The organism is Streptomyces sp. NPDC044106 (assembly GCF_056433985.1).
In genome coordinates this window covers 391,402-412,272 of sequence record NZ_JBWKFZ010000007.1, presented here as the reverse complement: position 1 = coordinate 412,272, position 20,871 = coordinate 391,402, and the positions used below count along the sequence as shown (strand labels likewise).

The window sequence follows — 20,871 nt, the reverse complement described above, 5'->3', positions numbered from 1 at the left end:
GCGTTGTCAGTGGCATAGGGCAGCATCAGAGGTGTGAGAAGCGCGCCGACGATCCTGCATCTGGACATGGATGCCTTCTACGCGTCCGCGGAGCAGGCCGCGAAACCCAGCCTGCGCGGAAAGGCCGTGGTGGTGGGCGGTCTGGGGCCGCGGGGTGTGGTCGCCACCGCTTCCTACGAAGCGCGTCGTTTCGGCGTGCACTCGGCGATGCCCATGGGGCAGGCACGACGGCTCGCGCCGAACGCCGCGTATCTCGTGCCGCGCTTCGGGCTGTACCGCGAGGTCAGTGAGCAGGTGATGGGCCTGCTGCGGGAGCTGTCGCCGCTCGTGGAGCCGCTCAGCCTGGACGAGGCCTTCGTGGACCTGGAGGCGGGCGGTGTCGCCGACGACGAGGAGTCGGCCAGGGCCGTGGGGGAGCGGCTGCGGGCGGACATCAGGGCGGTGACCGGGCTGACCGGGTCCGTGGGGCTCGCCGTCTCCAAGATGCTGGCCAAGATCGCCTCCGAGGAGGCCAAGCCTGACGGGCTCAGGCTGATAGCGCCGGGCACGGAGCGGGCGCTGCTCGGACCGATGTCGGTGCGTACGCTGCCGGGGGTGGGGCCGGCCACGGGGGACCACCTGCGGCGGGCCGGAATCACCACGGTGGAGGAGATCGCGGAGGCGGGCGAGGACGAGCTCGTGCGGCTGCTCGGCAGGGCGCACGGGGGATCGCTGTACGCGATGGCGCTCGCGCACGACGAGCGGCCCGTGGTGGCCGAGCGGGACACGAAGTCGGTCAGTGTGGAAGACACGTACGACGTGGACATCCACGACCGGGTGCGGGTCCGCGCGGAGGTCGCGCGGCTCGCCGAGCGCTGTGTGCAGCGGTTGCGGGCGGCGGGCCACTCGGGGCGGACCATCGTGCTGAAGGTGCGGCGGTTCGACTTCTCGACGCTGACGCGCTCCGAGACGCTGCGCGGGCCCACGGACGACCCCGGGGTGGTGCGGGAGGCCGCGGCGCGGCTCCTTGAGTCCGTGGACACCACGGGTGGCGTGCGGCTCCTCGGCGTGGGCGTCTCCGGCCTCACGGACTACACGCAGGAGGACCTCTTCGCGCAGTCCCAGGCGGAGGCCGCCGCGACGGAGACGGTCGAGGGCGGAGCCGGTGAAGGCGGTGCGCCCGGGGACGAGGCCGATGTGCCCCGGGAGCCGGGTGTACAGGCGGTGGAGGATGCCGAGGAGCCCGTGGTGCCGGTCGAGCGGCGGTGGCCGGCCGGTCACGACGTGCGGCACGCCGCGTACGGGCACGGGTGGGTGCAGGGGAGCGGGCTTGGGCGGGTGACGGTGCGCTTCGAGACGCCGTACTCGGCGCCAGGACGGGTGCGGACGTTCCGGACCGACGACCCGGACCTCGTTCCTGCCGAGCCGTTGCCGCTGGTGGCCGCCGGCCCGGATGGGGAGGCGGCCACTGGAGCGGTGGTAGAGGCGGTGTCCGGTGCGGCTCGTGCGGAGGTGGGGGAGCAAGGCTGAAAGTCGGCGGCGGACGGGGGCGCGTCTGCTGGGGGCTCTCGCTCCCGCAGCGGGGTCAGGGGCCCTCGGTGCCCGCGATGCGGCCGAAGCTCTGGTCGGGAGGGGGTGCGGAGGGCGGTGGCGCCGTGTCCAGGCCGTAGTGGTGGTAGAGCTGGAGCTCCTGCTCGGGCGAGAGGTGGCGGCCCACTCCGAAGTCGGGGGCGTCCCTGATGAGTGCGCGCTCGAACGGGATGCGTACGGTGCCGTCCCCGGTCAGCTCGCTGGGCTCCAGCGGGACGAAGGCGTCGCGGCTGAACAGGCCGGTGCGTATGGCGGCCCACTCCGGGGCGCCGGTGGCGTCGTCGAGGTAGACCTCGTCGATCGTGCCGATCTTGGTCCCGTTCCGGTCGAACGCCTTGCGGCCGATCAGGTTGCGCGGATCGATGTCGGTCTGCACGGGCCCTCCAACGGGTCGCGGCCTGACGAAATCGGGCGTAACTCATCCTTAGTCGTTCGTAGTCACTACGAAAGAGCACTTCGGGGCAGGCGGCCACTCGAGGGAACGGCCGTGGTCCCCGCTGGTAGGCTGGCGTACGGCTGTTGACCCCGTGCGGGAGAGCTCTCCGGAACACGCTCCCGGAGGCGCCGAAGGAGCAAATCCTCCCCGGAATCTCTCAGGCACCCGTACCGCACGGACGAGGTCACTCTGGAAAGCAGGGCGGGCGTCGGGCGGGCACGTTCGGAACCCTTCCTCACCGACGGTGAAAGCAGGTCTGTCGACAGGCAGGCCTGTGAAGCTCTCAGGTTGAGATGACAGAGGGGGAGGCCGTCCGGGTACCCGCGCCGTGGTACCCCTCGCAGGTCGTGCAGACCAGGAGGCCTCCCGCAATGACTGCCACCAATCGCATCCCGCTCTCCGAGCTCGAACAGGGAATTCCGTTCGAGCAGCGGCACATCGGGCCCGATGCGGAAGAGCGGGCCAAGATGCTCGCCCAGGTCGGATACGGCTCGCTCGACGAGCTGACGGCCGCCGCGGTGCCGGATGTGATCAAGAACGCCGAGGCGCTGAACCTGCCGGGTGCCCGCTCCGAGGCCGAAGTCCTTGCCGAACTGCGCTCCCTCGCGGACCGCAACCAGGTCCTCGATTCCATGATCGGCCTCGGCTACTACGGAACCTTCACCCCGCCGGTCATCCTGCGGAACGTCATGGAGAATCCTTCCTGGTACACCGCCTACACGCCGTACCAGCCGGAGATCTCGCAGGGCCGTCTCGAGGCGCTGCTCAACTTCCAGACCATGGTCGCCGAGCTGACCGGCCTGCCCACCTCCGGGGCCTCGCTCCTGGACGAGGGCACCGCCGCCGCCGAGGCCATGGCCCTGTCGCGACGCATGGGCAAGGTCAAGAACGGCGCCTTCGTCGTCGACGCCGACGCGCTGCCCCAGACCATCGCGGTCATCCGGACCCGCGCCGAGCCCACCGGTGTCGAGGTCGTCGTCGCCGATCTGAGCGACGGCATTCCGGCCGAGGTCGCCGAGCGCGGTGTCGTCGGCGTCCTCATCCAGTACCCGGGCGCCTCCGGAGCCGTACGCGACATCAAGCCGCTCATCGATCAGGCGCACGAGATCGGCGCCGTCGTCACCGTCGCCGCCGACCTGCTCGCCCTGACGCTGCTCACCTCGCCCGGCGAGCTGGGCGCCGACATCGCCGTCGGCACGACGCAGCGCTTCGGCGTCCCGATGGGCTTCGGCGGCCCGCACGCCGGATACATGGCGGTGCGCGAGAAGTTCGCGCGCAGCCTGCCCGGCCGACTCGTCGGCGTCTCCCTCGACGCCGACGGCAACAAGGCCTACCGGCTTGCGCTGCAGACCCGCGAGCAGCACATCCGCCGTGAGAAGGCCACCAGCAACATCTGTACCGCTCAGGTGCTGCTGGCGGTCATGGCCGGAATGTACGCCGTCTACCACGGGCCCGACGGCCTGAAGTCCATCGCGCGGCGCACCCACCGCTACGCCACGCTGCTCGCGGCGGGGCTCACGGCCGGCGGCTTCGAGGTCGTCCACGGCGCGTACTTCGACACGCTGACCGTACGCGTCGAGGGCAGGGCCGAGGCGCTGGTGCACGCCGCCCGGGAGGGTGGCGTGAACATCCGCCAGGTCGACGCCGACCACGTCTCCCTCGCCTGCGACGAGACGACCACCCGGGCGCAGCTGGCCGCCGTCTGGCGCGCGTTCGGCGTCGACGCCGATGTCGAGTCGCTCGACGCCACCGTCGCGGACACGCTGCCCGAGGGCCTGCTGCGCCAGGACACCTACCTCGCCCACCCGGTCTTCCACCAGCACCGCTCCGAGACGGCGATGCTGCGCTACCTGCGCAAGCTCGCCGACCGCGACTACGCCCTCGACCGCGGCATGATCCCGCTGGGCTCCTGCACCATGAAGCTCAACGCGACCACCGAGATGGAGCCGGTCACCTGGCCCGAGTTCGGGCAGTTGCACCCCTTCGCCCCGGCCCAGCAGGCGCAGGGCTACCTCACGCTCATCCGTGAGCTGGAGGAGCAGCTCGCCGAGGTCACCGGCTACGACAAGGTCTCCCTCCAGCCCAACGCCGGTTCGCAGGGCGAGCTGGCCGGTCTGCTCGCCGTCCGCGGCTACCACCGGGCCAACGGCGACGAGCAGCGCACCGTCTGCCTCATCCCGTCGTCCGCGCACGGCACGAACGCCGCGAGCGCCGTCATGGCCGGCATGAAGGTCGTCGTGGTCAAGACCGCCGACGACGGCGAGATCGACGTCGATGACCTGCGCGCCAAGATCGAGAAGCACCGCGACGAGCTGGCCGTGCTGATGATCACGTACCCCTCGACGCACGGCGTCTTCGAGGAGCACGTGGCCGACATCTGCGCGTCGGTGCACGAGGCCGGTGGCCAGGTGTACGTCGACGGGGCCAACCTCAACGCCCTGGTGGGCCTGGCCAAGCCGGGCCACTTCGGCGGCGACGTCTCGCACCTGAACCTGCACAAGACGTTCTGCATCCCGCACGGCGGCGGTGGCCCCGGCGTCGGTCCTGTCGGGGTCCGCTCGCACCTCGCGCCGTACCTGCCCAACCACCCGCTGCAGCCCGCTGCCGGTCCCGACACCGGTGTCGGCCCGATCTCCGCGGCGCCCTGGGGCTCGGCGGGTATCCTGCCGATCTCCTGGTCGTACGTGCGCCTGATGGGCGGCGATGGCCTCAAGCGGGCCACCCAGGTCGCGGTGCTCTCCGCCAACTACATCGCCAAGCGGCTCGAGCCGCACTACCCGGTGCTCTACACCGGCCCCGGCGACCTTGTCGCGCACGAGTGCATCATCGATCTGCGGCCGCTCTCCAAGGAGACCGGTGTCAGCGTCGACGACATCGCCAAGCGGCTCATCGACTACGGCTTCCACGCGCCGACCATGTCGTTCCCGGTCGCGGGGACCCTGATGATCGAGCCGACGGAGAGCGAGGACCTGGGCGAGATCGACCGGTTCTGCGAGGCGATGATCGCCATACGCAGGGAGATCGAGAAGGTCGGCTCCGGCGAGTGGGCCGCCGACGACAACCCGCTGCGGAACGCCCCGCACACCGCCGCCGCGCTGAGCGGTGAGTGGGAGCACGGGTACAGCCGCGAGGAGGCCGTCTTCCCGGCCGGTGTCGCCGCGTCGGACAAGTACTGGCCGCCGGTGCGCCGCATCGACCAGGCGTACGGCGACCGGAACCTGGTCTGCTCCTGCCCGCCGCTGGATGCGTACGAGGACTGATGCCGGCGCCCGCGCGGAGCGGGCATGCGGCGGGGCCGGTTCGGAGAGTGTTCTCCGGGCCGGCCCCTCGTCGTTCGGTGGTGCGGTGCGGTGCGTTCGTGCGGGTGTGCCAGCGGTGCGCTCAGGCGGCTGTCATGACCCGATCGGTGCCCAGCGGTCGGTGCGGGGCGATGATCTGGCCGTCCGGCAGCAGCTCACCGGTGTCCTCGAAGAGCAGGACGCCGTTGCACAGCAGGCTCCAGCCCTGTTCCGGGTGGCTCGCCATGAGGAGCGCGGCTTCCCGGTCGGCGGAGTCTGCTGTCGGACACGCTGGTTGGTGCTGGCACATGGAAGGGTTCTTTCGCTGCGATGAGATGGCTGTGACGTCGGTCCTGTGGCTCGATGCGGTGTTCATAACCGCCCCCCGTTGTAGTCGGTCCGGTCCCAGTGTTGCCCTCCGCGCGTCAATCCGCAGGGATTTTGCCGCAGCGGCTCCTACTGCTTAATGACGTATCACCCGCCCGGACGGTTCAGCCCAACTTCCGTGTCTCTTCGGGTGGTTCGGGGTGGCCTGACTGGGCTAGTCCACTCGGGCGGGCAGCGCTGTGCCCCGCGGCCGGGGGCGGCGGGGCACAGGAAGCGGGTGGGGCGGCGTCAGGCGGGTGAGCTCAGCAGCGGTGCGGGCGTCAGGCGGTGGTTGAGCATCGGCAGCAGTTCGGCGACGCGGTGCGGGCGGTGGGCCGCGATGCCGGGCGGGGCGGGCGCCAGCGGTACGAGCAGGTCGGTGGCGGCCAGCGGGCCCTCGGCGCCGTCGTCCGTGCAGTCGCGGTGCAGCCAGAGCGTGAGCATGTAGAGCTCGGGCACGGAGAGCAGCCGGGGCTGCCAGGGCGTCGGCATCGCCTCGGCATGCCGCAGCGCGCATTCCGTGGAGGCGATGTACGGGCCCTCGAAGAAGTGGGAGAACGCCCACCCGTCCGGAGTGAGCATCGTGTCGGCCGCGGCGACGGCGCGTTCGCCGCAGCGGATGAGGAAGCGCCAGCCGGCGAGGCGGGTGGGCGAGGTGCCCTCCGGGGTGATGCGGTCCAACACATGGACCGGCAGCGGGAGTTCGGGGCTTGCCGGGCCCTGCGCGGTACGCAGGGACGGCGTGCGGGCTTCACGTACGGCTGTGGGGGAACCGAGTGCCGCGAGAACGCTGCGCAGGGCGGGCGCGGGGGCCGGGGGGACATGCAGCGGCATGGTGGGTCGCCTCTCTCATTCGACAGGCACGGTGGAACGGGGGCAGGTGCGTGACGGCGCTGTCAGCTCTGGGTCAGAGGGGCGGGGGCTGGGAACCGCGAGCGCCAACTCTCTGCCTAGATTGCGGAGTTTATACGAGGTGTGTTCGAGCAGTGTTTCCTCTAGATGTACCGGATATTGCCGGCAAGGCGTTAATGCGCCGTCCTTGTGGGACGTTTATCCCGATTTCACACCGGCCCCGCCGTCATGACCTCGGATTTCTCGCGATACGCGGTCGGCCGATTTTTGCCGGTACTTTTGACCAGGCACTCTGGAACGGAATCTGCGCCGTGCCGCATGCCTGGTGAATGTGCCGGACAGCGGCTGCGTCGAGGGTACCGGCCGACGGCCCCGCGTGGGGCGTTATCGATCACATTGCCGGGGCATCATCCCCCGTACACAGCGGCCGGACCCATGGCTGCCCGTTCGAGGAGGGACGCTTCGATGGGGGAGAAGGTCGTGGCGGGCACGTTCGACCTGGCCGATCGGCACCACTACCGAGGCAAGCTCCGAAAGTGTCTCGCGGGGCTGGAGCGATTGCTGGCGGAGGAGCGGTTCGACCGGCCCAGGAATCTGATGGGCATGGAGATCGAGCTGAATCTCGTCGGGCCCGACGGGCTGCCGAGAATGTTGAATGCGCAGGTTCTCGAGCGCATCGCGAGCCGGGATTTCCAGACGGAACTCGGAATGTTCAATCTGGAAGTGAACATCGCCCCGCACCGGCTCGGCGGACGCGTACTCGACCGGCTCGCCGAAGAGCTCCGCACCGGCCTCAACTACGCCCACAGGAAAGCGAACGAGCTCGCCGCCGGAATTGTCATGATCGGCATCCTGCCGACGCTGAACCGCGCCGATCTCGTCTCCGCGAACCTCTCCGACGTCGATCGCTACGCCCTCCTGAACGATCAGATCGTGGCGGCGCGCGGCGAGCACTTCGCCCTGGACATCCAGGGCGTCGAGCGGCTGACCTGCACCTCGGCGTCGATCGCGCCCGAATCGGCGTGCACCTCCGTGCAGTTGCACCTCCAGGTCACCCCGGGCCGGTTCGCCGACGTGTGGAACGCGGCGCAGGCCATCGCGGCGGCGCAGGTCGCGGTGGGTGCCAACGCGCCGTTCCTGTTCGGCCGTGAGCTGTGGCGCGAGTCGCGGCCGCCGCTGTTCCTGCAGTCCACCGACACGCGGCCGCCCGAACTGCAGGTCCAGGGCGTGCGGCCGCGTACCTGGTTCGGGGAGCGGTGGATCACCGGGCCGCTGGAACTCTTCGAGGAGAACCTCCGGTACTTCCCGGCGCTGCTGCCGCTGATGGAGGAGGAGGACCCGCTGGGCGTCCTGGACGCGGGCGGTGTGCCGCGGCTCGGCGAACTCGTCCTGCACAACGGCACCGTGTACCGCTGGAACCGCCCGGTGTACGGCATCGCCGACGGCGTCCCGCACCTTCGGGTGGAGAACCGCGTACTGCCCGCGGGCCCCACCATCACCGACGTCATCGCCAACGCCGCCTTCTACTACGGCCTGGTGCGGGCGCTCGCCGAGGAGCCCAGGCCGGTGTGGTCACGGCTGCCCTTCGAGGCCGCCGCCCGCAATTTCGACGCGGCGTGCCGCCACGGCATCGACGCCACGCTGCAGTGGCCGCGGCGGGGCAGGCTCGGCGGTACCACCGAGGTGCCGGCCGTCCGGCTCGTACGCGACGAACTGCTGCCGCTGGCGGCCTCGGGTCTCGACGCGTGGGGCGTGGAGGCCGCCGACCGGGACCTGTACCTCGGGGTGATCGAGGAGCGGTGCCGGCTGCGGATCAACGGATCGTCGTGGCAGGCGATGACGTACCACCGCGCCCTGGAGAGCGGCATGGCCAGAAAGGAGGCGCTCGCGGCGACCACCAAGCGGTACTGCGAGCTGATGCATGCCGGGGAGCCGGTGCACACGTGGCCCGTGGGGCTGCGGGAGCCTGCGGTGCCGCTCGGCTGAGATCTCCGGCCGGAGGTCTTCGCTCAGAGCCTGTCTTTGAACCCCCGTCTGCGCCCCGGCGCCCGGCACGCGCCCTCGGCGCACGGAGCCCCAGGACGGGTGGCTCCGCCACATGACCTGGGACTCCGCACTCCGATCGCACGCTTCCCCAAGCTCTCGGCTCCGCTCGAGCAGGGGAGGCCCCAATCCGCCGCTGCGCCCGCGCTTCGCGCGGACGACGGGGGTTCAAAGACAGGCTCTCAGCCCCGGTTGCCGCCCGCCTCCGTGATCGCCTTGAGGATGACCGCGTGGATCTGCGCCGGGTCGTCGACCTGGTGGCCGGAGCCGCCGGTCGCCTCGGCGATCTGCTGGACCTCGCCCTTGTCCGCGTCGGGGCCGACGGCGATGGCGATGACCGGCACCGGCTCCTTGGGGTCGGTGAGTTCCTCGAGACGGGAGATGAGGGCTCCGCGCGAGATGCTGTCCGGGTCCTGGTTGACGCCGTCGGTCAGGATCACGAGGGCGTTGAACTTGCCGCTCTCGTACGTCGACCGCGCGTGCCTGTAGGCGGCGAGTGTCGTGTCGTACAGACCGGTGGCACCGCCCGGCACGGGCTGCAGGCCACGGAAGGCCTTCGACAGCCTGTCGCGGTGGGTGGCGCCGCCCCTGCGCTCGCCGAGGCGCTCGGCCGGTTCCAGTTCGCGGTAGTCGCGGGCGCCGTCCAGCCGCGTGGCGAACTCCCACAGGCCGATCTCGTCCCTGTCGGTGAAGCCTGCGAGGGCCCGCAGCAGCGCGGACTTGGTGACCTCCATACGGGAGCGGGCGCGGCCGGGGACCAACTGCCGCATGGACTCCGACGCGTCGACGACCGTGCTGATCCGGGCGCTCTGCACGGTGATCGTCCACATGCCCAGGGTCTCCTGGAGCTGCTTGTCGGACGGCGGGTCCGTCGCCTGTGCCGCGTAGGGCTGCGGGGTGCGGCCGCCCGCGGTGGTGACGAGGCGGTCGGAGGGCCGGTCGGAGCCGGTCCTGAAGCCGTGCTCCGCCAGGATCCGTTCGCCTTCGGCATCGCTGAACAGCGCCATGTAGCGCAGGGCCGCGCGGCTCATGTCGGTGGTCATCTCGTCGTCCTCGACGAGGGTGTACGGGTAGTCGAGCCGGGGTGAGCCGTCCTTGGGGTAGAACAGGTCGAGGCGGTTCTCGGCGCCCGCCGCCGTGTTGTGCGCGTACGCCGCCTGTTCGGAAAGGATCAGGGCCTGGTTGCGGCGGGCATCGCCCGGCTCGGCGCCGGAGCCGTCGCGGGCCAGGGTGTCCAGGAGCCGGCCGTCGCTGTCCGACGTACGGGCGGAGAGGGCCTTGGCCAGGGCGGCGGCCCGGGTGCCGCTGTCCTTGCCGTTCTCTCCGCCACCCTGCTCGGCGGCTTGCCTCTTCACCGACGCGCCCAGCGCGGCGAGGGCGAGCAGGCCGGTGGCGCTGCGCGCGGGGTCGGCCGCGCCCAGGCGGAGCTTGTCGCTCCGCAGGGCGGCCGTGGTCAACTCCGGCCAGTCGTACGTCTTCCCGGGCCAGCCCAGCGACGCGGCGGCGGACGGGACCATGCCGATGCCGACGGGTGACGAGGCGATGTTGCCCGCGGGCGAGATCTTGTTCTGCTGGGAGCCGAGGCCCACCTGCCGCACCCAGATGTCGGAGTCCGGCACCCATACGTCGTACTCCGGATCGCCGCTGCCCGCGCGGAGTTGGGCCGCGACCTCGTACGAATCGCGCGCCGTCACCCGCACGTCGATGCAGTGGCCGTCCGAGGTGATCTCCTCCTCGCGGGCGTGGTCGGCCGCCTCGCGCAGGGCGGGGGCCACCGCGGGCGCGGCGACGACGTCGAGGCGTACGGCGTCGTCGCCGCAGGAACCGCCGAGGGAGAGCAGGCCGCTGCGGACCGCCGCCGCCGTGCCGCCCGCGATCACGAGGACGAGCGCCGTCGCGATGGCGATCGTGCGCCCGCGCGCACGCGATCGGGGGTCGGGCGCTGCCGCCCCGTGCTCATCGGGCAAGCTGTGACGTCCCATGGCGGTGGTGCCCCTCCTTGAACGATGTAGCAAGGAAAGGGGGAGCTGTACGTCCGAAAACGGCGTGCACGCCCGGAATCGGCGTCCGTCCCCCTCGGCCTGTCGCGCACGGTCTTCGCAACTTCTTTCGCGACCCTAGTGGGGCGAAGATGGGGATGAGACGGGATTACTCAACTGGAGGCGGAAGTGCAAGCGGAGCCGGGGCCGATGGCCGGTTCTTTTCGAACGGAGGGGGCTTCGCGACGGAACCTCCGGGACGAGACGTTGCTCGTCCTGGCTCTCTCGCTCGGCGCGAGCGGTGTTTCCGCGCTGATCAGCTTTGTCGGTTCGGTCACCAGACCGGGCGGCCTCAAGGATCAGGCGGCGACGATGAACACGTCGGCGGCGCCGGGGCGGCCCTGGCTGGATCTCGCGTGGCAACTCTTCGGAATCGCGACAGCCCTGGTGCCGGTCGCGCTGGTCGCGCACTTCCTGCTGCGGGAGAGGGCGGGGCTGCGGACGATCGGTTTCGACCGGAGCAGGCCGTGGCCGGACCTGGGGCGCGGCGCCGCGATCGCCGCGGTGATCGGCAGTACGGGCATCGCCTTCTACCTGTCGGCACGCGGGCTCGGCTTCAACCTCACCGTGGTGCCCGAGGCGTTGCCGGACGTGTGGTGGAAGTACCCCGTCCTCGTGCTGTCCGCGGTGCAGAACGCGGTCCTGGAGGAAGTGATCGTCGTCGGCTACCTGCTGCGCAGGCTGGGGCAGTTGGGGTGGACGCCGATGGCCGCGCTGGTGGGCAGCTCGGTGTTGCGGGGTTCGTACCACCTGTACCAGGGCATCGGCGGCTTCCTGGGCAACGTCGCGATGGGCGTGGTGTTCGTGCTGCTGTACCGCAGGTGGGGGCGGGTGGGGCCGCTGGTCGTGGCCCATTCTCTGCTGGATATCGGGGCGTTCGTCGGGTACGCGCTGCTCGCGGGGAAGGTGGGGTGGCTGCCGACGCCTTCGTGAGGCGGGGGCGCGGCCGGGTTCGGTGCTGTGGGGACGTACGAGGATCTCGTACGTCCCCACAGTTGCGTCCCCACGGTGCTGAGCCGTCCCACGTGGTGGCAGTCCGGGTTCTCCGGGTGAGCGGCCTCCGGGTGACCGGCGCCGTCAGGCCAAGAGGTCGCCCTCGATGACCGTGACCGCCCGGCCGGTCAGGAGCGTGCGCTCGCCCCGCAGCCGGGTGCGTACCAGGCCGGTGCGGGCGGAGGCCTGCAGGCCGGTGAGCTCGGCGCGGCCGAGGCGCTCGGACCAGAAGGGCGCGAGCGCGGTGTGCGCGCTGCCCGTCACCGGGTCCTCGTCGATACCGACGCGCGGGAAGAAGCAGCGCGATACGAAGTCGTAGCCGCCGGAAGGGTCTTCGGCGCGGGCCGTGGCGATGACTCCGCGTTCGGAGTGCCGGACAAGGGCCTTGTGGTCCGGGGTGAGCGACCTGACCGTCTTCTCGTCGGCGAGCTCCACAAGCAGGTCGCCGACCTGCCGGCCCGTGTCGTACGCGGTGACAGGATCGGCGCCCAGGGCGTCGGCGATCCCGGCGGGGACCTCGGCCGCGGTGAGCGTGGCGGTCGGGAAGTCGAGGGTGAGGGCGCCGTCCTCGTGCGCGGTGGCGGTGAGGACGCCGCTGCGCGTGGCGAAACGGACAGGGCCCGATGTGGCGCCCGTGGTGTGCAGGACGTGCGCCGTGGCCAAAGTGGCATGACCGCAGAGGTCGACCTCGGTGGCGGGCGTGAACCAGCGCAGCGCCCAGTCGGCGTCGGCGCCCGCGGGCAGCCGGTGGGCGAAGGCGGTCTCGGCGTGGTTGACCTCCCTGGCCACGTGCTGCAGCCAGGTGTCGTCGGGGAAGGCGTCGAGGAGCAGAACGCCGGCCGGGTTGCCGGCGAAGGGCCGGTCGGTGAAGGCGTCGACGATGCGGATGCGGTGGGAAGTCGGCATGGTGAGGACGGTAGAGGGCCGCGGAGCGCTGTGGGTAAGGCCAATGTGCGGGAACTGGACTGAGTTGCGGGCGCGATTGGCGTGGGGCGACACGGACCGCACGGTCCGGATCCTGAACGGGGTGAAGGGGTTGTCGAACGAATGTTGCCGATATATCGTTGACGCATCGCGATAGAGACGCGACGGATCAAGGATTCACATACCGATCGGGTTTCCGATCGACTGCATCAAGGAGTGATTGCTATGCGTTCCCACGGTCTTGAACACGAGCACGGACGCGGGCATGGGCATGGACACGGGCGCCGTGGTGGCCCCGAGGGCCGCGAGGGAGGCTTCGGCCGCGAAGGGTTCGGTGGCTTCGGCGGCTTCGAGGGGCGGCGCGGTGCGTTCGGTCCCTTCGGTCCCGGCTTCGGCGGCCCCGGCGGTTCCGGCGGCCCCTGGGGTGGTCGCGGTGGCCGCGGCGGACCGCGGGGCAGGGCGCGGCGCGGCGATGTGCGCGCGTCGATCCTGGCCCTCCTGAAGGACCGGCCCATGCACGGCTACGAGATGATCCAGGAGATCGCCGAGCGCAGCGGCGGGGCGTGGAAGCCCAGCCCCGGTTCGGTCTACCCCACCCTCCAGCTCCTGGAGGACGAGGGCCTGATCAGCAGTGCCAGTGAGGGCGGCAAGAAGCTCTTCTCGCTCACCGACGCCGGCCGTGAGGCGGCCGAGGAAGGTCCCGAGGCGCCCTGGGAAGAGGCCGGGCGCGGGGTCGACTGGGACACGCTGAACGAGATCCGGCAGGCCGGCTTCGGTCTGATGGAGGCGTTCGGTCAGGTCTGGAAGACCGGCAGCAAGGAGCAGCGCGAGAAGGCGGTATCCGTCATCAACGACGCCCGCAAGAAGCTGTACCTGATCCTCGCCGATGAGGACTGAGGCGATGGAGGCCGACGGCTCGCCGTCGTGGACGAGGCGCCCCGCACGCATGGTGTGGGGCGCCTCGTTCTCGTTGTGGAGGTCGTTCTTCTACGGAGGCGGCGCGCGTCAGCCCGTCACCAGACCGTCCAGCTTGCGCAGCGACTCGTTGAGGGCGGCGGTCGCCGAGTCCTTCAGCTTGCCCGCCATCAGGGACACGGCGGCGCCGGTGAACTCTCCCTCGATGCGGACCACTGTGCCGGAGCCCTCGGGGGAGAGGGAGTAGCGGGTGCCGACGTTCACGCCCATCGGGCCCTTGCCCGCGATGGCCAGGGCGCGGGCGGTCTCCAGCTCCTCGATCGTCCACTTGACCTCGGCGGGGAAGCCCATCAGCTTCATGTTCTCCACGAAGGTGCCGCCGCGCTCCGGGGTGGTGGGCGCGCCCTGGGGGAAGCTCGTGTGCGTGGAGTTCCACTCGCCGTACGAGGAGAAGTCGGTGAGCCGGGCCCAGACCTTCTCGACGGGTGCCTCGATCCGTGCCTCCGCACTGACTTCGGCCATGTGACCACCCCTTCCCCTCGGGCGCTGCGACGGCCGCAGCTACGGTGTCGCGGAACGTAGCCGCAGGGTCCGGAACATTCAATACTGATGAACCGTCAGATTTGCTGGGACGTCAGGCCCACGCGCCGTATCGCCGCCGCGTCGAAGAGGTCGGAGGCGCGCGGGAACGGTCCTTCGTCGTGGCAGTGCCAGGCCTCCCAGAACAGGTCGGCGGGCAGCGCGTCCTCGGGGGCGTACACCCGGTAGACGTACTCCCTGCCGTCGAGCGCCGGCAGGGCGACCATCCAGCACCTGTCCTCCATGCCAGGGAAAGACGAACGGCGCCGGGCGGCGGTTGCGGAGGCGCGGCGGAGCGTGGCCCGCAGGCGACCGGAGGGCCAGGCGGATCTCATCCGTAAGGAGGACAACCGACGCGGGCGTGCCCAACCTGTGTCGGACGCCAAGATGCTTCCCGCCGCCGATGCATATGCCAGTGGGGGTTGATGTGGTGGGAGATGTGCAAAGCCGTCGTACCCCTTCCGGCGCCGAACCCGGCCCGATTCGAGCAGAACCGGACTCCGGACTCAGTCCCGAGCTGGCGTCCGTGGTGGCGGGCGCGCGCCGCCGCGCCGTGCGTGACGGGGACCGGCAGATAGACACCGCGCACCTGCTGCACTCCCTCCTGGAGACCGGCCCCGAAGTACGCGCCGTCTTCGAGAGCGGTGCGCAGGCGGTGCGCGTCCTCGGCTATCTCGTACAGCGCAGCATCGGCTACGGCCTCCAGTGGCAGGCCGCCGTGGAGGACTCCGGCGCCGTGCCGGTGGTCTCCTCCGTCCCCGAGGCGGGCTGGTCGCCGGCCGCCACCAACGCGATGGACGTGGCCCTTGAACGCGCCGCACTGCGCGGCGAGCCGCGCGCCCTCGGCATGGATCTGCTCGCCGGGCTCGTCGCCGACCCGGACTGCCGCGCCGTCGAGGTCCTCGCGCGGGCCCGGGTCGACGTCCCGTCGCTGCTGCGGCGCATAGAGGCGGGATGCAGGCAGTACGTGTCCGGAGGCGCGGGGCACACCGAGGGCGCGGGGTGCGCCGAGGGCGCCGGGTACGCCGGAGGTTCCGGGTATACGGAAGGTGCTCGCTACGACGGAGTGCAAGGGGCCGGTCCCGACTGCTGATCCGCCTTCCTGCGAGCGGCATGGCGTCCGCCGATTGAGACAGGGGTCAGTAGGGGTGACGCTCATGACGCCGCCTGCCATGATGTGCCGGTGCAAGCGTCTGACGGGGTACAGAAGAGCCGGGTGGGTCGGCGGAACGCGGGTGTCCGGGGAGATCGGGGCGGCCGGGGCGAGGGCGGCAGGGGCGTCGGGCTCACCCTGGCCCTGGTGTCGGCGGTCGCCTTCGGCGGCTCCGGTGTCGCGGCGAAGCCGCTGATCGAGGCGGGACTCGACCCGCTGCACGTGGTGTGGCTGCGGGTGGCGGGCGCCGCCCTGGTGATGCTGCCGGTGGCCTGGCGCCACCGCGGACTCCTGCGGAGCAGGCCCGCGCTGCTCGCCGGGTTCGGTCTCCTCGCCGTCGCGGGCGTCCAGGCCTGCTACTTCGCCGCGCTCTCGCGCATCCCCGTCGGTGTCGCGCTGCTGATCGAGTACCTCGCGCCCGCGCTCGTCCTCGGCTGGGTGCGTTTCGTGCAGCGGCGGCCCGTCACGCGGGCGGCCGCGCTCGGTGTGGTGCTCGCCGTCGGCGGCCTCGCCTGCGTGGTCGAGGTGTGGGCGGGGCTGAGCTTCGACGCCGTCGGGCTCCTGCTCGCACTCGGCGCCGCCTGCTGCCAGGTCGGCTACTTCGTCCTGTCCGACCAGGGCAGCGAAGCGGGTGATGACGCCCCCGACCCGCTCGGCGTCATCGCGTACGGCCTGCTCGTCGGCACCGTCGTACTGACCGTCGTCGCGCGGCCGTGGGGCATGGACTGGTCGGTGCTCGCGGGGGACGCGGATCTGGACGGTTCGGCCGTTCCGGCCTGGGCCCTGCTCAGCTGGATCGTGCTGATCGCCACGGTCGTCGCGTACGTCACCGGCGTCCTGTCCGTGCGCAGGCTCTCGCCCCAGGTGGCCGGCGTCGTGGCCTGCCTCGAAGCGGTCATCGCGACCGCCCTTGCCTGGGTCGTCCTCGGCGAGCGCCTCTCGGCGCCGCAGGTCGTCGGCGGTGCGGTGGTGCTCGTGGGCGCGTTCATCGCGCAGTCGTCGGCGCCGACCGAGCCCGCGGAGACGACGGAAGCCGCGGAGACGACGGAAGCCGCAGGGGAGGGCGGAGGCCCGAAGAAGGGCGGGGGCTCGGCGGAGGGCGGAGTCCCGGCGTCCGAAACTGAGTTGTCGCGCGTCGGCGACGCGACCTAACGTGCTGATCATGCACGCACGAGCGCTCGTTCTTCCGCCCCCCGCAGCCTAGGGCCTGTCTTTCGGATCTGTCCGGGGTCGCGGGGCCTGGCACGCACATCTGCGGCGTTGTCGTCGGTTGCCGACGCTCCGCGTTGCCGCCCTCCTCCGCCTTGAGCTGCACGCACCAGACCCCGCTCGAGCCCCACCCAAGGCAAGGCCACCCAGGTCCGGCCTGATCCGAAAGACAGACCCTGGCGCGGGGCGCTCACGAATCATGCCCGGCCGACGGCCGGGCCGAACAGCGCTGCCCGCAGACGGAGCCACCCATCCCTCTCTGCTGCGGAGAACTCACGTGTCACACACGCCGAGCACGTCCGACGTGCCCACTGTCGGCTCCCATTCGACCGCCGGCCTGTCCGTCGGGCGGGGCCTGCTCTACCTCATCGTCGCCGGAACCGCGTGGGGTACCGCGGGCGCGGCCGCCGCGCTGGTCTTCGCGGCCGGTGGCATGGGTCCGGTCAGCCTCTCCTTCTGGCGGTGCGCGGGCGGGTTCGCCCTGCTGCTCGTCGCACGCACGGCCGCACGGCTGGTACGTCCGCCCCGGGCGGCCACGCGGGGGGCGGCTGCCGGGCCGCTGAGCCGCGGGGTGCGCCGGATCGTCGTGACGGGCGTGGCTCTCGCCGTGTTCCAGACCGCCTACTTCGCGTCCGTCGAGGCGACCGGCCTCGCGGTCGGCACCGTCGTCACCATGGGTTCGGGGCCCGTCCTCATCGCACTCGGCGCCCGCCTGACGCTGGGGGAGCGGCTCGGCCGCGGCGGCGCTGCCGCCGTCCTCGGCGCACTCGCAGGCCTCGTCGTGCTCGTCCTCGGGGGCGGCGGCGCGGGCGGCGCGAGCGTGCGGCCGGTGGGTGTGGGCTGGGGGCTCGTCTCCGCGGCCGCGTACGCCGCCATGACGCTGCTCACGCGGCGGTGGGGGCGGGACGGCGGAGCGGACTCGTCCGACACCACGGTCTGGGCGTTCGCCGTCGTCTCGCTCTGCCTGCTGCCGCTCGCCATGGCGGAGGGGCTGCTGCCGCACACCGCCGAACCCGCGCGCGTGGGCCTCTGCCTGCTGTACATCGCCGCCGTGCCGACGGCGGTCGCGTACGCGCTGTACTTCGCGGGTGCGGCCGTCGTGCGCTCCGCCACCGTTTCCGTGATCATGCTCCTTGAGCCGGTGGGCGCCGCCGTCATCGCGGTCACCCTGCTCGGTGAGGCGCTGACGGCGGCGACCGTGGCGGGCACGGCCCTGATGCTGGCCGCCGTGACGGGCCTCGCGGTCGCGGAGACGCGGGACGCGGTGGCGGAGCGGCGGGAAGTGGCGGCGGTGTAGGAGGCCCGGGCCCCGGGGCCCGGGCGCCGCGGACGCCGACGGCCCTACGGCTCGATCAGGTACTCCGGGACCTCGATGTCCGGCGCGAGGTCCGCCGAGGGGATCAGGGCGCCGCGGCCCTTGCTCAGCGGGACGACGCCCGCCCAGTGGGGCAGGTCCATGTCCTGCGGCTCGTCGTTCGGGCCGCCGGTGCGCGCCTTCGCCGACACCTCCCTGAGATCGAGGCGCAGGACGGCGGTCGCCGCGAGCTCCTTGGCGTTGGCGGGGCGCGAGTCCGCGGCGCGCCCCGGCACGACGTGGTCGACCAGCGCGTCAAGGGCGGCGCGCTTCTCCTCGGGGTCCGTCACCTGGTGGGCGGTGCCGTGGACCACCACGGAGCGGTAGTTGATCGAGTGGTGGAAGGCCGAGCGGGCCAGGACCAGGCCGTCGACGTGGGTGACGGTCAGGCACACCGGCAGGCCGGGGTCCCGCTCCTCGGAAGCCGCGGCGCCCGCCATGCGCAGCGGCCGGGAACCCGTGGAGCCGTGCACGTACAGGCGCTCGCCGACGCGTGCGTAGAGCGTCGGCAGGACGACGGGGGCGCCGTCGCGCACGAAACCGAGATGGCAGACGTACGCCTCGTCGAGTATCGCGTGCACCGACTCCTGGTCGTACGAAGCGCGTTCCGCTGAGCGAGTGGGGGTGGTGCGGTCGGTCGGTGTGTAGGCGGCGCTCTCCGGCGACATGGTGTCGGTGGTGCTCGGCGTCGTCTGCATGGCTCTCCCTGTACGGCTTCCTTGTGCGGCTTTCCCGGACTGCTTTTCCTGCTGCCGCTCTGCTCACGATTTGCGGGCAGCTATTGCACTAGTGCATAATCGGCTTTGTGCTAGGAGAGTATCGGATCGAAGGCCGACGCGCAGCCGAGATCGCTGCGAGCGTGGAGCGTGCCGTGGGTGAAGGCGGCCTCGAACCGGGCCAACTGCTGCCGCCCATGAGGGAGTTGGCGGAACGCCTCGGAGTGAATCCCAATACCGTGGCGGCCGCCTACCGCACGTTGCGCGAACGTGGCGTCATCGAGACGGCGGGGCGGCGCGGCAGCCGCGTACGTCCGAAACCCGCGACCACCACGCGCGAGCTGATCCGGGTGGACGCGCCGCCCGGGGTGCGCAACGTCTCCCAGGGCAATCCCGACCCGGAGCTGCTGCCCCCGCTGTCCGCGGCCTTCGCGGCGGCCGCCGCGCAGAACGACCGGCAGCCCGTCCTCTACGGCGAGGGCGCGGTGGACCCCGAACTCGAACGCCACGCGCGCGTGGCCTTCGACGCCGACGGCGTCCCCCATGGCCCCCTCGCCGTCACCTCCGGTTCGCTCGACGCCATCGAGCGAGTGCTCGCCGCCCACCTCAAGCCCGGCGACGGGGTGGCCCTGGAGGACCCGGGCTGGGGAAGCCTGCTCGACCTCGTCTCCGCCCTCGGGCTGCGCGGGGTCCCGGTGGGCGTGGACGACGAGGGGCCGCTGCCCGCCGATGTCGAACGGGCGCTGGCGTCCGGTGCCCGGGCGGCCGTGGTGACCGACCGCGCGCAGAACCCCACGGGCGCCGCCGTCACCGCCGCGCGTGCGCACGCCCTGCGGGAGGTGTTCGCCGCGCACGCGGACGTGCTGCTCATCGAGGACGACCACGGCCACGGCATCGTCGACCTGCCGCTGCACCCGCTGGCCGGGTCGACCCGCAGCTGGGCCCTCACCCGCTCGACCGCCAAGGCGTACGGCCCCGACCTGCGGCTCGCGGTGGTCACGGGCGACCCCGTCACCATCGACCGGGTGCGGGGGCGCCAGCGGCTCGGGCCCGGCTGGGTGAGCCGGCTCCTGCAGCGGGCCGTCGCGCAGCTCTGGGCCACGGGAGCGGTCGACGCCCGGGTGGTGGCCGCGTCCTACGGGCGGCGCAGGGACGCGCTGATCGGGGCGCTCGCCGAGCGGGGTGTGGCCGCGTACGGGCGCAGCGGCATGAACGTATGGGTGCCGGTGCCCGATGAGACCGGAGCCGTCGCACGGCTGCTGCACGCGGGGTGGGCGGTGGCTCCGGGAGCGAGGTTCCGCCTGGGCACGCCGCCCGGGGTGCGGATCACTGTGGCGGCGCTCGGCGACGAGGACATCGTGGTGGTGGCGGACGCCGTCGCCGCCGCGACCGGGACCGCTCCGGCGCGCCGCTACGACTGACGGGCGGACTGGCGGGCCGGCTGGTCGGCGGACTGCCGGGCGGGCCGGTCGGCGGGGGCCGCCGTGGCGCGCCGGGGTCTGGACTGGGTGAGGGCCGCGCCCGCCAGGATGATGACCGCGCCGACCGGCGTCGACCAGCTCAGGGACTCGCCGAGCACCGCGACGCCCGCGGCGGTCGCGATGACCGGAACGAAGTACGTGACCATCTGGGCGGTGGTCGGGCCGACCTCGTCGACCAGTGCGTACTGCAGCAGGAAGGCGACCCCGGTGCCCAGGGCGCCCAGCGCCACGATCGCCAGCAGCGGTATGACGGGGAAGTGGGCCGGGGGCGAGGTGAACAGCGGCGTCACCACGGCCAGTTCGAGCGAGGCGACCAGCAGCTGGGCGCCGGAGAGGGAGAGGTTCGAGTGTCCGGCGCCGGCCAGTGTGCGGCGCACGTAGATCCAGCCGATGGGGTAGCTGACCGAGGCGAGCAGCGCCATCGCCGTGCCGCCGAGATCCAGTCCGCTGAAGCCCTGCCATACGCCGAGCACGGTGAGCACCCCGAAGAAGCCGAGGCCCAGGCCCGCGACGCGGCGCCGGGTTGGCCGGTCCTCGGAGAGCGCGACGAGGGAGAGTGCCATGCCCCAGAGCGGCGACGTCGCGTTGCAGATTCCGGCGAGAGTCGACGGGATCGTCAGCTCCGCGTAGGCGAAGAGAGAGAACGGCAGGGCGTTGAGGAAGAAGCCCGCCACCATCAGATGCAGCCAGGTCCGTGCCGTGCGCGGCAGCCGCTCCCGCTTCGCCACGAGCACGGCGGCGATCACCGCCGCGCCGAACACGAGCCGCCCCAGGGTGACCTGGAACGGTGCGTACCCCTCGGCGCCCACCTTGATCAGCAGGAAGCTGAAGCCCCAGATCAGGGAGAGGAAGCCGAAACGGACGCGCCAGTCGAGGGCGGGGCGGCCGGGTGCGGGGGAGTCGGCGGCCGGTGCGGCGGCTGATCGGGGCGGTGGGAGCGGTGGGGGTGCGGAACTCATGCCTC

The 20,871-nt window shown here is 71.8% G+C and carries 18 protein-coding genes and 1 riboswitch; of the genes, 9 read left to right on the top strand and 9 right to left on the bottom strand.

The features are described from left to right. Window positions 1-33 precede the first annotated feature (33 nt). Window positions 34-1,509 carry a DNA polymerase IV gene (locus AC07DI_RS15420; RefSeq protein ID WP_478904800.1) on the top strand — a complete coding sequence of 492 codons (1,476 nt, stop codon included), beginning with the start codon at window positions 34-36 and terminating at the stop codon, window positions 1,507-1,509. A gap of 55 nt (window positions 1,510-1,564) precedes the next feature. Here AC07DI_RS15420 and AC07DI_RS15415 read toward each other — a convergent pair whose 3' ends face one another. After that, window positions 1,565-1,945, bottom strand: a complete 381-nt coding sequence (locus AC07DI_RS15415; RefSeq protein WP_478904799.1) for a PRC-barrel domain-containing protein — start codon at window positions 1,943-1,945, stop codon at window positions 1,565-1,567. A gap of 144 nt (window positions 1,946-2,089) precedes the next feature. Beyond that, window positions 2,090-2,188, top strand: a riboswitch (glycine riboswitch). 188 nt (window positions 2,189-2,376) lie between these two features. On the opposite strand from AC07DI_RS15415, the gene gcvP reads away from it, so the two are divergent. After that, the gene (gene gcvP / locus AC07DI_RS15410; protein ID WP_478904798.1) at window positions 2,377-5,265 is read left to right on the top strand and encodes an aminomethyl-transferring glycine dehydrogenase; all 2,889 of its coding nucleotides are present in this window, start codon (window positions 2,377-2,379) and stop codon (window positions 5,263-5,265) included. 121 nt (window positions 5,266-5,386) lie between these two features. On the opposite strand, the gene AC07DI_RS15405 is transcribed toward gcvP, so the two are convergent. Together AC07DI_RS15405 and AC07DI_RS15400 are read right to left on the bottom strand one after the other, a co-directional pair. Further along, window positions 5,387-5,593: a DUF5999 family protein gene (locus tag AC07DI_RS15405; protein ID WP_384251759.1), complete on the bottom strand. Its 207-nt coding sequence runs from the start codon at window positions 5,591-5,593 to the stop codon at window positions 5,387-5,389. 305 nt (window positions 5,594-5,898) lie between these two features. Then, a complete protein-coding gene (locus AC07DI_RS15400) occupies window positions 5,899-6,483 on the bottom strand; it encodes a hypothetical protein (protein ID WP_478904797.1) in 585 nt (194 codons plus the stop codon). 483 nt (window positions 6,484-6,966) lie between these two features. Between AC07DI_RS15400 and AC07DI_RS15395 the strand changes: the two genes are divergently transcribed. After that, window positions 6,967-8,487 (top strand): glutamate-cysteine ligase family protein, encoded by a 1,521-nt coding sequence (locus AC07DI_RS15395; RefSeq protein WP_478904796.1) that lies wholly within the window; start codon window positions 6,967-6,969, stop codon window positions 8,485-8,487. 239 nt (window positions 8,488-8,726) lie between these two features. Here the strand turns inward: AC07DI_RS15395 and AC07DI_RS15390 are convergent, their stop codons facing one another. Then, window positions 8,727-10,526: a substrate-binding domain-containing protein gene (locus tag AC07DI_RS15390; RefSeq protein ID WP_478904795.1), complete on the bottom strand. Its 1,800-nt coding sequence runs from the start codon at window positions 10,524-10,526 to the stop codon at window positions 8,727-8,729. A 186-nt stretch (window positions 10,527-10,712) separates the two neighbouring features. Between AC07DI_RS15390 and AC07DI_RS15385 the strand changes: the two genes are divergently transcribed. Continuing rightward, window positions 10,713-11,516, top strand: coding sequence for a CPBP family intramembrane glutamic endopeptidase (locus tag AC07DI_RS15385; protein ID WP_384251770.1), 804 nt, complete (start codon window positions 10,713-10,715; stop codon window positions 11,514-11,516). 144 nt (window positions 11,517-11,660) lie between these two features. Here AC07DI_RS15385 and AC07DI_RS15380 read toward each other — a convergent pair whose 3' ends face one another. After that, a complete protein-coding gene (locus tag AC07DI_RS15380) occupies window positions 11,661-12,482 on the bottom strand; it encodes a PhzF family phenazine biosynthesis protein (RefSeq protein WP_384251773.1) in 822 nt (273 codons plus the stop codon). Between the two features lie 243 nt (window positions 12,483-12,725). On the opposite strand from AC07DI_RS15380, the gene AC07DI_RS15375 reads away from it, so the two are divergent. Continuing rightward, on the top strand, window positions 12,726-13,397 hold the full coding sequence (locus AC07DI_RS15375; protein WP_478904794.1) for a PadR family transcriptional regulator: 672 nt from the start codon (window positions 12,726-12,728) through the stop codon (window positions 13,395-13,397). Between the two features lie 108 nt (window positions 13,398-13,505). Here AC07DI_RS15375 and AC07DI_RS15370 read toward each other — a convergent pair whose 3' ends face one another. Together AC07DI_RS15370 and AC07DI_RS15365 are read right to left on the bottom strand one after the other, a co-directional pair. After that, entirely contained in the window at window positions 13,506-13,937 is a 432-nt protein-coding gene (locus AC07DI_RS15370; protein ID WP_478904793.1) for a type II toxin-antitoxin system Rv0910 family toxin, read from the bottom strand. 95 nt (window positions 13,938-14,032) lie between these two features. Continuing rightward, a complete protein-coding gene (locus tag AC07DI_RS15365; RefSeq protein WP_478904792.1) occupies window positions 14,033-14,221 on the bottom strand; it encodes a hypothetical protein in 189 nt (62 codons plus the stop codon). A 182-nt stretch (window positions 14,222-14,403) separates the two neighbouring features. On the opposite strand from AC07DI_RS15365, the gene AC07DI_RS15360 reads away from it, so the two are divergent. From AC07DI_RS15360 to AC07DI_RS15350, 3 genes are all read left to right on the top strand, one after another. Beyond that, the gene (locus tag AC07DI_RS15360; RefSeq protein WP_478904823.1) at window positions 14,404-15,087 is read left to right on the top strand and encodes a peptidase; all 684 of its coding nucleotides are present in this window, start codon (window positions 14,404-14,406) and stop codon (window positions 15,085-15,087) included. 123 nt (window positions 15,088-15,210) lie between these two features. Further along, entirely contained in the window at window positions 15,211-16,299 is a 1,089-nt protein-coding gene (locus AC07DI_RS15355) for an EamA family transporter (protein WP_478904791.1), read from the top strand. Between the two features lie 334 nt (window positions 16,300-16,633). Further along, window positions 16,634-17,653, top strand: a complete 1,020-nt coding sequence (locus AC07DI_RS15350) for a DMT family transporter (RefSeq protein WP_478904790.1) — start codon at window positions 16,634-16,636, stop codon at window positions 17,651-17,653. Between the two features lie 44 nt (window positions 17,654-17,697). Here the strand turns inward: AC07DI_RS15350 and AC07DI_RS15345 are convergent, their stop codons facing one another. Beyond that, entirely contained in the window at window positions 17,698-18,408 is a 711-nt protein-coding gene (locus AC07DI_RS15345; RefSeq protein WP_478904789.1) for a pyridoxamine 5'-phosphate oxidase family protein, read from the bottom strand. A 107-nt stretch (window positions 18,409-18,515) separates the two neighbouring features. Here AC07DI_RS15345 and AC07DI_RS15340 point away from each other — a divergent pair, with 107 nt between their 5' ends. Then, window positions 18,516-19,847 (top strand): aminotransferase class I/II-fold pyridoxal phosphate-dependent enzyme, encoded by a 1,332-nt coding sequence (locus tag AC07DI_RS15340; RefSeq protein ID WP_478904788.1) that lies wholly within the window; start codon window positions 18,516-18,518, stop codon window positions 19,845-19,847. On the opposite strand, the gene AC07DI_RS15335 is transcribed toward AC07DI_RS15340, so the two are convergent. Then, window positions 19,838-20,866: a DMT family transporter gene (locus AC07DI_RS15335; RefSeq protein ID WP_478904787.1), complete on the bottom strand. Its 1,029-nt coding sequence runs from the start codon at window positions 20,864-20,866 to the stop codon at window positions 19,838-19,840. The two genes, AC07DI_RS15340 and AC07DI_RS15335, sit on opposite strands and share 10 nt — an antisense overlap. Window positions 20,867-20,871: the final 5 nt, after the last annotated feature.